14 protein-coding genes are annotated in these 14,134 nt (G+C 73.8%); 10 read left to right on the top strand and 4 right to left on the bottom strand.

Annotated features, from left to right (window positions below; all coding sequences use genetic code 11):
• Window positions 1–18: 18 nt before the first annotated feature.
• Window positions 19–969 (top strand): class A beta-lactamase, encoded by a 951-nt coding sequence (gene bla, locus OG711_RS08715; RefSeq protein WP_329558975.1) that lies wholly within the window; start codon window positions 19–21, stop codon window positions 967–969.
• A gap of 231 nt (window positions 970–1,200) precedes the next feature.
• On the opposite strand, the gene OG711_RS08710 is transcribed toward bla, so the two are convergent.
• Complete coding sequence (locus OG711_RS08710; protein WP_329558974.1) at window positions 1,201–1,908, bottom strand: hypothetical protein; 708 nt, start codon at window positions 1,906–1,908, stop codon at window positions 1,201–1,203.
• 382 nt (window positions 1,909–2,290) lie between these two features.
• Between OG711_RS08710 and OG711_RS08705 the strand changes: the two genes are divergently transcribed.
• From OG711_RS08705 to OG711_RS08680, 6 genes are all read left to right on the top strand, one after another.
• On the top strand, window positions 2,291–3,463 hold the full coding sequence (locus OG711_RS08705; protein WP_329558973.1) for a sensor histidine kinase: 1,173 nt from the start codon (window positions 2,291–2,293) through the stop codon (window positions 3,461–3,463).
• A gap of 24 nt (window positions 3,464–3,487) precedes the next feature.
• Window positions 3,488–4,165: a response regulator gene (locus OG711_RS08700; protein ID WP_073789939.1), complete on the top strand. Its 678-nt coding sequence runs from the start codon at window positions 3,488–3,490 to the stop codon at window positions 4,163–4,165.
• A gap of 380 nt (window positions 4,166–4,545) precedes the next feature.
• A complete protein-coding gene (gene cseB / locus OG711_RS08695) occupies window positions 4,546–5,193 on the top strand; it encodes a two-component system response regulator CseB (RefSeq protein WP_245876855.1) in 648 nt (215 codons plus the stop codon).
• Window positions 5,190–6,470: a HAMP domain-containing sensor histidine kinase gene (locus tag OG711_RS08690; protein ID WP_329558972.1), complete on the top strand. Its 1,281-nt coding sequence runs from the start codon at window positions 5,190–5,192 to the stop codon at window positions 6,468–6,470. Before cseB ends, OG711_RS08690 begins: the two co-directional genes overlap by 4 nt.
• Before the next feature lie 118 nt (window positions 6,471–6,588).
• Window positions 6,589–7,560, top strand: coding sequence for a D-alanyl-D-alanine carboxypeptidase family protein (locus OG711_RS08685; protein ID WP_079184765.1), 972 nt, complete (start codon window positions 6,589–6,591; stop codon window positions 7,558–7,560).
• Complete coding sequence (locus tag OG711_RS08680; protein ID WP_329558971.1) at window positions 7,557–8,705, top strand: endonuclease/exonuclease/phosphatase family protein; 1,149 nt, start codon at window positions 7,557–7,559, stop codon at window positions 8,703–8,705. The genes OG711_RS08685 and OG711_RS08680 overlap by 4 nt, the downstream gene beginning before the upstream one ends.
• Window positions 8,706–9,296: 591 nt before the next feature.
• Here OG711_RS08680 and OG711_RS08675 read toward each other — a convergent pair.
• Window positions 9,297–9,917, bottom strand: coding sequence for an ABATE domain-containing protein (locus OG711_RS08675; protein ID WP_329558970.1), 621 nt, complete (start codon window positions 9,915–9,917; stop codon window positions 9,297–9,299).
• Between the two features lie 90 nt (window positions 9,918–10,007).
• On the opposite strand from OG711_RS08675, the gene OG711_RS08670 reads away from it, so the two are divergent.
• The 3 genes from OG711_RS08670 to OG711_RS08660 all read left to right on the top strand — a co-directional run bounded on the left by OG711_RS08670 (window position 10,008) and on the right by OG711_RS08660 (window position 12,570).
• The gene (locus OG711_RS08670) at window positions 10,008–10,841 is read left to right on the top strand and encodes an MBL fold metallo-hydrolase (RefSeq protein ID WP_329558969.1); all 834 of its coding nucleotides are present in this window, start codon (window positions 10,008–10,010) and stop codon (window positions 10,839–10,841) included.
• Window positions 10,842–11,061: 220 nt separating this feature from the next.
• Window positions 11,062–12,033 carry a zinc-binding dehydrogenase gene (locus OG711_RS08665; RefSeq protein ID WP_073789950.1) on the top strand — a complete coding sequence of 324 codons (972 nt, stop codon included), beginning with the start codon at window positions 11,062–11,064 and terminating at the stop codon, window positions 12,031–12,033.
• Between the two features lie 333 nt (window positions 12,034–12,366).
• Complete coding sequence (locus OG711_RS08660; protein ID WP_073789952.1) at window positions 12,367–12,570, top strand: cold-shock protein; 204 nt, start codon at window positions 12,367–12,369, stop codon at window positions 12,568–12,570.
• Between the two features lie 257 nt (window positions 12,571–12,827).
• Here OG711_RS08660 and OG711_RS08655 read toward each other — a convergent pair whose 3' ends face one another.
• The gene (locus tag OG711_RS08655) at window positions 12,828–13,331 is read right to left on the bottom strand and encodes a dihydrofolate reductase (RefSeq protein WP_073789955.1); all 504 of its coding nucleotides are present in this window, start codon (window positions 13,329–13,331) and stop codon (window positions 12,828–12,830) included.
• Window positions 13,328–14,125 carry a thymidylate synthase gene (locus OG711_RS08650; protein ID WP_073789957.1) on the bottom strand — a complete coding sequence of 266 codons (798 nt, stop codon included), beginning with the start codon at window positions 14,123–14,125 and terminating at the stop codon, window positions 13,328–13,330. The genes OG711_RS08655 and OG711_RS08650 overlap by 4 nt, the downstream gene beginning before the upstream one ends.
• Window positions 14,126–14,134: the final 9 nt, after the last annotated feature.

The raw sequence follows: 14,134 nt of genomic DNA, 5'->3' as shown, positions 1-14,134 counted from the left end.
ACCCCGGAGGATTCGACCATGCCGCGCACCCGTGCCCGCAGCGCCGCCCTCGCCGCGCTCGCCGCACTGTCCCTCGTCCCGCTCACGGCCTGCGGCCCGGGCGGCTCCCCGCAGTCCTCGGCCCCGCCCGCCCAGCCGAACCGTACGGCACCGGCCGGCGCGAGCGACCCGGGGGCCGCCATGAAGCCGTTCGCCGACGAACTCAAGGCACTGGAGCGGAAGTTCGACGCCCGGCTGGGTGTCCACGCCGTCGACACCGGCTCCGGACGCGAGATCGCCCACAACGACCGCGAACGGTTCCCCTACGCGTCCACGTTCAAGGCCCTCGCCGCCGGAGCCGTGCTCCGCGAGCAGTCCCCGAGCGGGATGAACCGGGTGGTCAAGTACTCCGAGGACGACCTGATCCCGCACTCCCCGGTGACGGAGAAGCACGTCCGGACCGGGATGAGCCTGAGCGCGCTGTGCGACGCGGCGGTCCGCCACAGCGACAACGCCGCCGCCAATCTGCTGTTCGACGAGCTGGACGGCCCCGAGGGCCTGGACGAGGTGCTGGAGGAGGTCGGGGACGACGTCACCCGGATGGTGCGCCGTGAGCCCGAACTCAACCGCTGGGCGCCGGGCGAGACCCGGGACACGAGCACGCCCCGGGCGCTCGCGGGCAGCCTGCGCGCGTTCGTCCTCGGGGACGCCCTCGGCAAGGACGACCGCGCGACGCTCACGAAGTGGCTGCGGACCAACACCACCGGCGACGCGCTCATCAGGGCCGGGGTGCCGGAGGGCTGGACGGTCGGGGACAAGACCGGCACCGGGAGCCACTACGCCACCCGCAACGACATCGCGGTGGTGTGGCCCCCCGGCCGGACCCCCATCGTCATGGCCATCATGTCGAGCCGTGACGAGAAGGACGCCGTCCACGACGACAAGCTCATCGCGGAGGCGGCGTCCGTCGTCGCCGACGCGCTGACCTGAATCCCGGCCCCCCGCCCGACGGCCTCGCCCCGGCCCGCGATACCGCCCCTGGGCCCATTGCGCCGCACGCGCCCGTAGCGCCCCGTACGAGCCGTGGCACCGCGGTACGGGCTGGTGTGCGGTACGAGCCGGCGGCGCCGTACGAGCCGGTGGCGCTGCGGCGGGACCGTCCCGCACCGGCGGCTCCCGGCCGCACCGGTCCGGCTCGCCCGCCCGACCCGCCGGGCCCGCTCAGCGGTGACGGGAGTGCGGTGCGGCCGGTCGCGCCGATCCGGCCGGGGGCAGCGGCAGTTCGGTGTGCCTGACCGTGAACCCGCCGTCCGTGACCGGGGCGAACGGGGCGGGGGCCATGCAACTGCCCACGGGGGACGCCTTGAGCCCGCCCGTGGTGTCGGCCGCCACATTGACCACGCCCCAGCTGAACCCGAGCCGGTCCGGCTGTCCCTGCCGCCCCTGCTGCACGCTGACACCGAACCGCGTTCCCGGGTCGGTGACGTTCGACTTACGGACGGTCGCCGTCAGGGTGGCGGTGCCGCCCCCGGTCACCAGACAGTCCACATCGGCCACGGACCAGCCGGTCCGGCCGGTCGCCTTGACGTGGTGCGAGATCCGCACCGTGCCCCGGGCGTCCGTCGGCAGTCCCGGCAGCTCGACCCCGGGCAGCGGCCGGGTGAAGGGCACCGCCTCGGCGTCCACGCTGAAACGGATCGTGTCGTCGGGCGAGTACACGTAGTCGATCCGCGCCGCACCCCGTACCCGCGCCACCCCGGCCTTCTCGTGTGCGGTGCCGGCCGTGGCGACGGACGGGGCCGTGGCCGGGGACGCGGCACCTCGTGCCTCGGCGGTCGACGCGGCGGCCGGCGGGCCCACGGCGGCGAACCCGGCGAGCAGCGCGGTGACGCCGACAGCGGCGAGGGTGCGGGCGGTGATGACGGACATGGGGAACTCCCTTGGACGATGAGATGAGATGAGATGAGATGAGACGTGACGAGGCGGTGACGTGCCCGGAGGCGCCGGTACCCGACGGGAACGACCCGACCCGGACCGACAAGGACCCGGACCCGACAGGGACCCGGACCCGACAGGGACCCGCATAAGAACCCCGACCGGACCCGACAGGGACCTGACCGGACTCCGACCTGACCGGACCCGGACCGCCGTCCGCCGAACAGGAACCAGCCTCGCCCCTGCCCCGTCCCCCCGCCCATCCGCCGATCGGCACAGGAATTCCGTCCGGCGCGGGTCGCTCTCCACCGTTCGGGTGAGGGTGTCAACAGCCTCTCCCTCGTACCCTGATGATCTCGGGTGACAGGGGGAGCCGATGACGACGAGCGTCACCACAGCCGTCCCGTGGGGCGTGACGGTCGCCACGACGGACGCGTTGGGGCACGCGCTGGCCGCCCTGCCCGCCCTGCCCGCGCTGGCGGCCACCGCGACCGTCGTCCTGGCCCTGGCGCGCCCCGCCCACCGCACCCGGCTGGCGCGCCCCCTCGCCCTCTGCGCGCTGCTCTCGCTGGCGCTGACGGCCGGTCACCCCCTGACCGGGGTGTCCGCGCCGGCCCGCGCGTGGTGGAGCCTCGTGGAGGCCGTCCCCCTGCTGCTGCTCATCGCCGCGGTGACCCGCTGGTCGCCGCCCCGCGCACGACGGGCCGCGGTGCCCCTGGCCTGCCTCGCGGTGGCCGTATGGCCCGCCGTCCTGATCGGCGGAGGACCGGTGGAACGCGCCGGGGCGGTGGTGTTCTGGCTGCTGCCCGCGCTCGTGGCGACGGCGTTCGGTGTCCACCAGCGGCGGCTCGCCCGGCGCCGGGCCGACGCGGTGGCCGCGGCCCGGCGCGACCAGCGGCTCCAGCTCTCCCGCGACCTGCACGACTTCGTGGCCCATGACATCAGCGGCATCGTCGTCCAGGCACAGGCGGCCCGCTTCGTGGCCGCGCACGATCCCGGCCAGGCGGCCCTCGCCCTGGAACGCATCGAGAAGGCGGGGCTGAACGCCCTGGCCGCGATGGACCGGACGGTGGCGATGCTGCACGACGACGGGACGACGGCACAGCCGCTCCCCGGGCTCGACCGGCTGCCCGCCCTCGTCGTCGACTTCGCCTCGCCCGGTGGGGCACGGGCCCGGCTGCGGATGCCCCCGGACCTGGCCGCCGCGCTGTCCCGGGAGGCGGGCGCGGCGGTGTACCGGGTCGTGGTCGAGGCGCTGACGAACGTCCGGCGGCACGCCCCGGCGGCCACCCGCGTGGACGTCCGGCTCACCCGCACCGCCACCACGGTCCGGCTGCGGGTGACCAACGACCGGGGCCGCACGGCACTCGCCCCGCTCCCGCGCCGGGGCACCCCCGGCGGGCTCGGTGTCCCCGCCCTGACGGAACACGTCCGCGCCCTCGGCGGCACCCTGTACGCCGGTCCGCACGGGACCGGCGGCTGGGCGCTCACCGCCGACTTCCCCGCCGCCGTGCGCGTCCCCGCCGAACCACCCCGGCCGTCCCCGTGACCCGCCGCACCCGAAGGGCCCGACATGAACGCGTCCACCACCCCCACCACCCGCATCCTGCTCGCGGACGACCAGGACGACGTCCGCAGCGGATTCCGGCTGATCCTCGACTCCCAGCCGGACATGACGGTGGTCGGTGAGGCGGCGGACGGGATCACGGCCGTCGCGCTGGCCCGCGCGCTGCGCCCCGATCTCGTCGTCGCGGACATCCGGATGCCGGGCCTGGACGGGCTGGAGGTCACCCGGCGGCTCGCGGGCCCCGGCGTCACCGACCCGGTGCGCGTCCTCGTCGTCACCACCTTCGACCACGACGACCACGTCCGCACCGCCCTGCGCGACGGCGCCTGCGGCTTCCTCCTCAAACGCTCGGGACCCGGCCTGCTGATCGAGGGGGTACGGGCCGCGATGGCAGGCGATGTGCTGATCAGCCCCCAGCTGACCGTCGGACTCCTCAAGGAGCGTGCCGCCACCGCCCCGGCCCCGCCCGTGCCGCCGCCGTCCGTCCTCACGCCCCGCGAGGAGGAGATAGCCGGGCTGGTGGCGGACGGCCTCACCAACGCGGAGATCGCCACCGAGCTGTTCATCTCCGCGGGCACGGCCAAGACCCACATCGCCAACATCCAGGCGAAGCTCAAGGTACGCAACCGGGTCGGCATCGCCGCCTGGACCTGGCAGCGCACCACGACCCCCGGCACGACCTGACCTCGCGCACGGCCTCACCGCGCGAGACCCGCCCCGTCCCCCGCCCGCCACGCACCCCCAGCACCCGCCCACGGCCCCGGTCACGACCGCCCTGTGACCGGAATCTCAGAGCCATCCGTCATCCGGCCACTACACGATCGATACACGGTCTCCGTACGGCGGATGGGTGGCTGTCGCAGAGTGGGCCCGGCGGGCCGGGCGGTCCGGCCGACAAGCCCGGCAGGGCAGGATGGAGGACCGGTGACAGGCGTCGTACGTGGGGAAGGCCCGCAGTGAGCACAGAAGCGCAGACGGACGCCGGGCACGGTGCCGAGCCGTCCGAGCGGGAGCCCGTCATCCTGCTGGTCGAGGACGACGAGGTGATCCGTACCTCGGTCTCCATGGCGCTGGAACGTTACGGCTACCGGCTGCTGTCCGCCGCCGACGGCCTCACCGGGCTGGAGATGTTCCGCGAGCACACCCCCGACCTGCTGCTGCTGGACGTGATGCTGCCCGAGTTGGACGGCATCGGCCTGTGCCGCCGGGTACGGGAGTCCAGCCAGGCCCCCATCCTGATGATGTCCGCGCGCGGTGACTCCCTGGACGTGGTGTCGGGCCTGGAGGCGGGTGCCGACGACTACGTGGTGAAGCCCGTCGACACCCCGGTCCTGGTCGCACGCATCCGCGCCCTGCTCCGCCGGACCACCTTCACCCCGGACCCCGCCGAGGAACTGTCGCCGACGGCCCCGGCCGACCGCGACAGGCTCGTCTTCGGCGACCTCACGGTGGACACCCGCGGCCTGGACGTGTTCCGGGCGGGGGAGCGGATCGCGCTCGCCCCCACGGAACTGCGGCTGCTGCTGGAGTTCGCGGCGCACCCCGGGATCGTCCTCGACCGCCAGACACTGCTGCGCAACGTCTGGGACTACGGCTGGGACGGCGACAGCCGGGTCGTCGACCTGTGTGTGCAGCGGCTGCGCCGGAAGATCGGCGCGGAACGCGTCGAGACCGTCCGCGGCTTCGGCTACAAGATGCGGCGCTCACCATGACCGGTGCAAGGCACCCGTTCGCCGGGGGACCGGGGCTGTGGAGCTGGAGATCGCTGCGGTGGAAGATCGCCGCGCTGGTGATCGCCGCGTCCTGCGGTGTCGCGCTCGCCGTCGGCGGTCTGGTGCACCAGGCCACCGCGAACCGCTTCCAGAAGGAGGCCTATGGCCGGGCCGAGTTGTCACTGGAATCCTCGGTGGCCAAATACCACAGGAACGGCGGTGTGCCGCCGGAGGGCACCGAGTACGACCAGGCGGAAATGCCGCCCGAACTGCTGAGCCGGGTGAGGAGCGAGAACGGGATCGCGTTCTGGTACGACGAGACAGAGCGCGACGGCCCGTGGCTGTGGGCCGCGCAGCCCGTCGGGGGCGGCGAGATCCTCGGCGTCACGACGCACATGGGCACCGAGGAACGCGAACTGGCGGCCCTGGACCGGACCATCATCAAGGTCTCCGGAACGACCCTGCTGGTGATCGTCCCACTGTCCGTCCTGCTCACCGAACTGCTCAGCAGACGGCTCCGCCATGTCGCACGCACCGCCCGGCGCATCGCCGACGGTGAACTCGACGCCCGCACCGGGAAGGTCGGGCACGACGGGGACGAGGTCACCGGCATCGCGGCCGCCGTCGACTCGATGGCCCAGTCCCTCCAGCAGCGGCTCCTCGACGAACAGCGGTTCACCGCCGATGTCGCCCATGAACTGCGCACCCCGCTGATGGGCCTGGTCACCTCCACCGAACTGCTGCCCGACGGCCCGGCCACCGAACTCGTACGGGACCGGGTACGCGTTCTGCGCGGACTGGTCGAGGACCTGCTGGAGATATCCCGGCTGGACGCGGGCGCCGAGGCGTCCGACGCGCGTTTCGTCCCCGTCGGCAGCGTCGTGGAGGCGTCGGTGACCCGTACCGGCGAGCCGGCCCTGACGACGGTCGTCGACAACCGGCAGGTCTCGACGGACCCGCGCAGGCTCGACCGCATCATCGCCAACCTGGTGCTCAACGCGCACCGCCACGGCGGCGGACGCGTCGAGGTCCGGGTGGACGGCCCGACCGTGGTGGTCCGTGACCACGGCCCCGGCTTTCCCGCCGCGCTGCTGGCGGACGGGCCGCAACGGTTCCGTACCGGCGCCTCGGAACGCGGTCACGGACACGGTCTGGGGCTGACCATCGCGGTGGGCCAGGCCCGGGTCATCGGCGCCAGCCTGGAACTCGCCAACGCCCCCGACGGCGGCGCGGTCGCCGTGCTGCGCCTGCCCGACGGGGACCGGCCGCCGGACTGATACACGGCGGACACAGGTCCGAGCGGCGACGGACGAACCGTCTCCGCGGCGCGGACACAGCCCTTCCCGAGGGTGGACGACGTACGCACCACCGCGTACCCGTCCCCCGGAGGCAGCCTTGCGCGTCCAGTCCGACCCCGGTCCGTTCCCCGGCCGCCGGCCACCGGCGCGGGTCCCCGCGTCCGTGCTGTGGGGCGCGGTCGCCGCGCTGCTCCTCACCCTGCTCGGCGGCTGGGCCGTCACCACCCGGGCCGGGGCGGACCCCGCCGGACCGGCCGCCCCCGGCCCGGCCACCGGCCGGCTGGCGCTCCCGTGGCCGATGGGCGGCCAGGCGAGTGTGGCCGACACGGGCAGCGGCAGATCCGGGAGCAGCGGTGAGCAGAAGCCGGTGCCCATCGCCAGCGTCACGAAGGTGATGACCGCGTACGTCGTCCTCACCCGCCACCCGCTGAAACCGGGCGAGCCCGGCCCGACCGTCACGGTCGACCAGCGGGCACAGGACGAGTCGCACTCGCTATCGGAGTCGACCGCGCGCGTGGAGGCGGGCCAGCGGCTCAACCAGCGCCAGCTGCTGGAGATGCTGCTGCTGCCCTCCGGGAACAACGTCGCCCGGCTGCTCGCCCGCTGGGACTCGGGCAGCGAGCGCGCCTTCGTCACGAGGATGAACCGCGCCGCGGCGGACCTCGGGATGACCCGCACCACCTACACCGGCGCGAGCGGCTTCGAGCCGACGACCACGAGCACTTCCGACGATCAGCTCCGGCTCGCCCGCGCGGTCATGCGCGACCCGGTCTTCCGGGACGTCGTCGCCACCCGCGAGAGCACCATCGGGGGAGCCACGGGCACCGTCGCCAACACCAACCGGCTGCTCGGCATCGCGGGGATCGTGGGCGGCAAGACCGGATCGAGCACGCCCGCCGGAGGCGCCCTGATGTGGGCCGCGGAGCCGGGTCGCGGCGCGCGACCGGGTCTGATCCTCGGTGTCGTCCTGCACCAGCTGCCCCACACCACCCCGGCCACGGGGATGCAGGCGGCCTTCGACGCCACCGAACGGCTCGCCGTCGCGGCCCGGCAGGGCGTCCGACGATGACCACAGGCACCCCACCCCCCGCTGCCCCCACTGATGCCCCCGCCCTCCCCACGAACGCCCCCGCAGCGTCCGTCCCGGCCGTCCCCGGACCACCGCCCGCCCCAGGAGTCCCCGGCACACCGCCCCCCGGCGCACCCCTGCCGCCCGCCGCAGGCCCCCTGCCGCCCGCTGAGGGCCCCGTACCGCCCGCCGAGGGCATCGGGGCGCGCGGGGCACGGCGATGGTCCGTACGGCCGTGGAGGGGCGCCTGGCTCGCCGTCGCGGGTGCCCTCTGTGCGGCGCTGCTGTTCGCCCACCCCCTCCTCCCCAACAGCCTCGGGAACCTCGGCAGCCTGGTCGAGACCTTCCTGCCCTGGACGGTGGCCTTGCTCCTCCCGCTGACGCTGTTCGGGCTGTACCGCCGCGCCCCGCTCGTCCTGTTCGGGGTCGTGCTCGTCGCGGTGGCCTGGCCGGTCCGGTTCGGGGGCACGCTCGTCGACAAACGCGAATCGGGTGGCGAGCTGATCGTGGTCAGCCACAACGTCGGTGAGGACAACCCGGACCCCGCGGGCACCGCCCGCAGGCTCGCGGACACCGGCGCCCAGGTCATCGCCGTCCAGGAACTGGCCGCAGAGGCACGGGAGACGTTCCACCGCGCACTGCCCGCCCGCTACGCCCACCACACCGTCCACGGCGGGGTCGGCCTCTGGAGCACGTACGCGATGACCGGCGCCCAACCCGTGGAGATCATGCCGTGGCCCCGCGCCCTGCGCGCCACGCTCGCCACCCCGAAGGGCCCGCTCACCGTCTTCGTGGCCCATCTGGCGTCGGTGCGGGTGTCCCCGGTCCACGGCTTCACCACGGGCCGCCGGGACGACGCGGCACGCCTGCTCGCCCGGGCCGTCACCGCCGAACGCCCGGGGCGGGTCCTGGTCGTCGGGGACCTCAACGGCACGACGGACGACCGTGCGCTGGCCCCCCTGCTGCGCGGGCTCACCTCCGCGCAGGACGTGGCGGGGGACGGGTTCGGCTTCAGCTGGCCCGCCGGATTCCCGCTGGCCCGTATCGATCACGTCCTGGCGCGGGGAATCCGGCCGCTCTCCGCGGGGACCCTGCCCGGCACCGGCAGCGACCACCTGCCCGTGACCGCCTCCTTCACGTTCTGACCCCGCCCCGTCCCGAGCGTGACGGCTGCCGCCGGGCACGAAGCCGTCCAGGAAGGCCGGCCCCGCCGCGAGCACGACGACGGGTCACGCAGTCCCCCGCGCCCGTTTGGGGGCGCCCCTTCAGGCTGTCGGTCGGGTGCGGGGTCGTCGCTTGCGGAACCCCCTCCTCGCGCAGTCGCAGGACTCAGCGAAGGGGGTGGGCGGGAATCTCTGCCCGCAGACTCCGATGCTCTTCAGTCGGGCAAGGGGAACGTCCGACCGAGCGCGTTGGATCGAGGACGGAGAATCCCGACCGGCCCCGACCCGAAAGACAGCAGAACGCGCCCCAAAGGGGCGCGGGGAACTGCGCAAAAGACGAGGGCAGACCCGCACCCGACGAACAAACCCGAAGGGGCAGCATCCAGGGGCGCGGGGAACTGCGCGAAACCACCGAGCGACGGCACAGGAACGAAGTGCGCCCCGCCGGACAGACCTGGGAAGCGCAAGCGAAGGCGACCCGCGGGGAACTGCGCAAAACGACGAGCAACGGCCCAGGAACAAGTGCGCCCAGCACAGGGAACCCAGGGCACCCGGGCCAGGAGGAACGGCGGATCAGCCCTCCGCCGTCTCCCGGTCACGCCGCCCCCGGCCCCCGCGCCGGGCGTAAGCGCGTGCGGCACGGGCCCGATCGCCGCACCGGGTCGAGCACCAGTGGCGGCGCCCGTGCCGCAGCAGATACCGGTCGCACGGGGCGGAGCCACAGGCGGTGAGGCGCTCCGCGTCGGGACCGGTCAGCAGATCGGCCGCGTCGGCGGCGAGCACCGCGAGCGCGTGCTCGACGAGTTGGGTGGTGGGGTGGGCGGCGGCGCGGTAGGGGCCGTGGACGGGGTCCCAGTGCAGCAGGGAGGCCGCCGGAGCCCGGGTGAGCGCCTCGTTGACGGTGGCGAGGGCCCCGGTCGACGCCGGGTGGCCGCCGACCCGCGACGCGAGCAGGGAGCGGATCTCCGCGCGCAACGCCCGCAGCCGCGCGGCACATGGCTCCCGCAGGTCCGACCCGGCCGGGGCGAGGTCGCGTCCGGTCAGCCAGCCGGTGGCGTCGGCGGGGGTGGCGAGCAGGTCGAGGGCCCGGCCGCCGGGCAGCGTGACGGCGCTGTTGGCGAGGTCGAGCGCGGGATACCGGTCCGCGCCGGGCGCGGGCGCGGGTACGGGCTCGCCGGTCAGGGTCTCCTTCATCCGTCTCATGTTACGGGTTGCCTCCATCCGTGAGAGACGGTTACGTTCATCACGGATAAACCACCCCTCAACCGTGAGGTCGCCTCTCCCATGGTCACATCCCGCCCGCCCGCCGAGCCGATGCCCGTCCGTGTCCTCGGCGGTCCGACCGCCCTGTTCGACCACGGCGGTCTGCGCTTCCTCACCGACCCCACCTTCGACGCGCCCGGTGAGTACCCCGTGCCGGGCGGTCCGCCCCTGGTCAAGACGGCGCCTTCCGCGGTCGGTCCCGCCGGGGTCGGCCGTGTCGACGTCGTCCTGCTGTCGCACGACGAGCACCCGGACAACCTCGACCACTCGGGCCGGAAGTTCCTCGCCGATGTGCCGCTGACCCTCACCACCCCTGGTGGCGCCCGGCGCCTGGGTGGCCGGGCCAGGGGCCTGGCCGACTGGGAACCGGTCCGGCTCGACCGGCCCGGCGGCGGCACGGTCACGGTGACGGGCGTGCCCGCCGTGCACGGCCCCGGTGAGCGCGCCGATGTCGAGCCGGTGCTCGGTGAGGTCGTCGGCTTCGTCCTGACCGGTGACGGCCTGCCCACGGTCTATGTGAGCGGCGACAACGCCTCGCTCGACCCGGTCCGGCAGGTCGCCGAACGCTTCGGCCCGGTGGACACCGCCGTCCTGTTCGCCGGCGCCCCCCGGGTCCCCGGTCTCTTCGGCGGCGGGCTCCTCGTCCTCGACAGCGCCCGGGCCGCCGAGGCCGCCGGGATACTCGGCGCCCGCCGGGTGGTCCCGGTGCACCACGACAGCTGGTCCCACTTCACCGAGGGCCGTGACGCGCTGATCGCCGCCTTCGCCCGGGCCGGACTGTCCGACCGGCTGGACCTGGGCGAGCGACCTGGCCTGGGCGAGCAACCGGGCCTCTCCGGTCGGCCGGACCTGTAGGGGCAGCCGCTCGACCTGGAGGACCGGACGCCTCCGCGCGACGGGTAACGGAAGGGCCGGGCGTCCGGTGCCCGGCCCGCACCCCCACGGGCCGGACATTCCATGAGCGCTTGACCTCAACCAAGCTTGGCGTTCAAGACTTCACGCAACGGCCCCCGGGAAGTCCGGGGGCCAAGGCCACCCCGGGACGGTCCGGGGCCCGAGCGGAGGAGTGGGCGGCATGCGCGCGACACAGGTGATCGAGTTCGGAGACCCGCACGTCCTGGTACCGGTGCGGCTGCCCGACCCGGTGGCGGGCCCGGGCGAGGTGCTGGTCGCCGTCGAGGCGGTGGACACCCTCGTCGTGGAGACCCAGATACGCGCCGGGTGGGGCCGCGACTACTTCCCGATCGCTCCGCCCTACGTCCCCGGCAGCGGCGTCGCCGGTACCGTCCGCGCCCTCGGTGACGGTGTGGACCCGGACTGGACCGGCCGCAGGGTCGCCGCCTCCCTCGACCTGTCCGGCGGGTACGCGGAACTGGTCGCGGTCCCCGTCGGGGCGCTCACCGCCGTACCGGACCAGGTCTCCCTCACCGACGCGGCGGCCCTCGTCCACGACGGTGTGACGGCCCTCACGCTGCTGCGCGCCACGGACCTGCGGCCCGGCGAGCGGGTACTGGTCCTCGGGGCGTCCGGCGGTATGGGCACCGTGCTCGTACAGCTCGCGAAGGCGGCGGGCGCACGGGTCGTCGGCACGGCGCGCGGCGACCGCAAGATCGCACTGGTACGGGAACTGGGCGCCGACGCGGTCGTCGACGCGAGCCGTCCCGACTGGGTGGAGCAGGCCCGTGCGGCACTCGGCGGGACGGGAGCGGACGTCGTCCTGGACGGAGTGGGCGGCGCGACCGGCGCCGCCGCGTTCCCCCTGGTCGCGAACGGCGGCCGGTTCTCCGCCCACGGGGCCCCGTCGGGCGGCTTCAGCGAGGTGGACCCGGACGCCGCCGCGGCCCGCGGCATCCGCCTGTTCGGCATCGCGGACGTCCAGCTGCCCGCCGACGAGCGCGCCCGGCTCGTGGCGCGGGCCCTCGAAGAGGTGGCCAAGGGTGCCCTCCGCCCTGTGATAGGCGCCACCTTTCCCCTCGACCAGGCGGCCTCGGCGCACCGGGCGATCGAGTCCCGCGAACTCCTGGGCAAGGCGGTGATCACCGTGTGACAGGGCCGCGACCGCGCGGGCGGAAGGCGGCGAAGGGGGCCGTCGTACACGAAAGGGACGTCGGACGATCGTTTCGGCGTCAGCCCGCTGATGACCGTCGTGGAGAGCAAATCCGGCCGCTGAGCTGGGCGGGAACGCGCTCTGCTGCTGCGCCGTGTAGCCAGGCGATCGCGGATCGGCTAACTTTCTCGTCAGTAGTCGTGGTTCGAAGTCAGCGCCCGCGGTTCGCCCGTGGGCGCTGTGCTGTGCAGCAGTGCCCGAGGACCAGGGCGATCACCTCACCCCAGGGGCATTGACAAGCCAGTGCCCCGCAACCCTGGACAAGGGGACAATATGGCCACCGGTTCCGTTAAGTGGTTCAACGCCGAAAAGGGCTTCGGCTTCATCGCCCAGGACGGCGGCGGCCCGGACGTCTTCGTCCACTACTCCGCCATCAACGCTGCCGGCTTCCGGTCGCTGGAGGAGAACCAGCAGGTCAGCTACGACGTCACCCAGGGCCCGAAGGGTCCGCAGGCGGAGAACGTCGTACCGGTCTGATCTGATGCCGTGCCGCCCCGCACCCACCGGTGCGGGGCGGCACGCACCCGTCGGCCTTCCGGCGGAGGTGCCCACGGCGGGGGAGCGTTCCCCGCCCGCAGGGGCACCGGCACACCGCCCGGGTCCGAGGACCCGGGCTTTCCGCGATCGGACGCGGGCGCTCCAGGACCGGACGTGGGCTTCCCGGGACCGGACGTGGGCTTCCCGCGATCAGGACCGCCGTCGGCCCTCGCCGACCGTGCCGGGCGGACCCCTGGTCAGCGGATGTACTCGCGGATGCGGTAGCGCGGCCCCGACGTCGAGGACAGCCAGCCCGTGTCCTGTGCGACCCGCCACGCCGGGTCCGGCACCGGGGCGTAGGTGTCCCCCTTCACCGGCGAGTCGATCTCGGTCACCGAGAGCCTTGTCGCATGGCCCAGAGCGGCCCGGTAGATCTCCCCGCCCCCGATCACCCACACCGTGTCAGGGGCCGTCCCGTCCAGCGGCTCGGCCGCGCGTTCCAGCGCCTCCACGACGGACCCGGCGCGCTCGGCGCCCCGGGCCGTCCATCCCGGATCACGGGTCGCCACGACATTGCGCCGGCCGGGCAGCGGGCGGAACCGCGGCGGCAGCGAATCCCAGGTCCTGCGCCCCATCACCACGGGACGGCCGAGGGTGGTCGCCTTGAAATGCGCCATGTCCTCGGGCACCCGCCACGGGATCGTGTTGTCCGCGCCGATCACCCCGTCGACGGTCTGCGCCCAGATCAGTCCGACGTTCACACCGCCACCGGGGCCTTGATGGCCGGGTGGTGCCGGTAGTCGAGCACCTCCACATCGGCGTACGTGTGGTCGAAGAGCGAGTCCGCCGGACGCAGCCGCAGCGCCGGGAAGTCGAACGGGGTGCGCGACAGCTGCTCCGTCACCTGCTCGACGTGGTTGTCGTAGATATGGCAGTCGCCGCCGGTCCAGATGAAGTCGCCCGGTTCGAGGCCGGTCTGCCGCGCCACCATGTGCGTGAGCAGGGCGTAACTGGCGATGTTGAACGGAACGCCGAGGAACAGGTCCGCGCTGCGCTGGTACAGCTGGCAGGAGAGCTTGCCGTCGGCGACATGGAACTGGAAGAAGGCGTGACACGGCGCGAGCGCCATCCTGTCCAGCTCGGCGACGTTCCACGCGGAGACGATCATCCGGCGGGAGTCCGGATCGCGGCGCAGTGTGTCCAGGACCTCGGTGATCTGGTCGATGTGCCTGCCGTCCGGCGTGGGCCAGGAGCGCCACTGGGCGCCGTAGACCGGGCCGAGCTCGCCGTCCGGTCCGGCCCATTCGTCCCAGATGGTGACGCCGTGCTCACGGAGCCAGCCGACGTTCGTCTCGCCGCGGAGGAACCACAGCAGTTCGTACACGATGGACCGCAGATGCACCTTCTTGGTGGTGATCAGCGGGAATCCCCGCGAGAGGTCGTAACGCAGCTGGTGTCCGAAGACACTTCGGGTGCCGGTGCCCGTCCGGTCGGATTTGGGGGTCCCGGAGGTGAGCACCAGCCGCAACAGGTCTTCGTACTGGGTGTCGGCCACAGGCGTCGA

The sequence above is a fragment of the Streptomyces uncialis genome, from assembly GCF_036250755.1.
Classification (GTDB): domain Bacteria; phylum Actinomycetota; class Actinomycetes; order Streptomycetales; family Streptomycetaceae; genus Streptomyces; species Streptomyces uncialis.
This window is presented reverse-complemented; position numbering and strand designations above follow the sequence as displayed.

Coding starts and splice junctions, on each gene's coding strand:
- bla (WP_329558975.1), top strand. CDS start 19: ATGCCGCGCACCCGTGCCCGCAGCGCCGCCCTCGCCGCGCTCGCCGCA.
- OG711_RS08710 (WP_329558974.1), bottom strand. CDS start 1,908: ATGTCCGTCATCACCGCCCGCACCCTCGCCGCTGTCGGCGTCACCGCG.
- OG711_RS08690 (WP_329558972.1), top strand. CDS start 5,190: ATGACCGGTGCAAGGCACCCGTTCGCCGGGGGACCGGGGCTGTGGAGC.
- OG711_RS08670 (WP_329558969.1), top strand. CDS start 10,008: ATGGTCACATCCCGCCCGCCCGCCGAGCCGATGCCCGTCCGTGTCCTC.
- OG711_RS08675 (WP_329558970.1), bottom strand. CDS start 9,917: ATGAAGGAGACCCTGACCGGCGAGCCCGTACCCGCGCCCGCGCCCGGC.
- OG711_RS08665 (WP_073789950.1), top strand. CDS start 11,062: ATGCGCGCGACACAGGTGATCGAGTTCGGAGACCCGCACGTCCTGGTA.
- OG711_RS08680 (WP_329558971.1), top strand. CDS start 7,557: ATGACCACAGGCACCCCACCCCCCGCTGCCCCCACTGATGCCCCCGCC.
- OG711_RS08705 (WP_329558973.1), top strand. CDS start 2,291: ATGACGACGAGCGTCACCACAGCCGTCCCGTGGGGCGTGACGGTCGCC.
- OG711_RS08660 (WP_073789952.1), top strand. CDS start 12,367: ATGGCCACCGGTTCCGTTAAGTGGTTCAACGCCGAAAAGGGCTTCGGC.
- OG711_RS08700 (WP_073789939.1), top strand. CDS start 3,488: ATGAACGCGTCCACCACCCCCACCACCCGCATCCTGCTCGCGGACGAC.
- cseB (WP_245876855.1), top strand. CDS start 4,546: ATGGCGCTGGAACGTTACGGCTACCGGCTGCTGTCCGCCGCCGACGGC.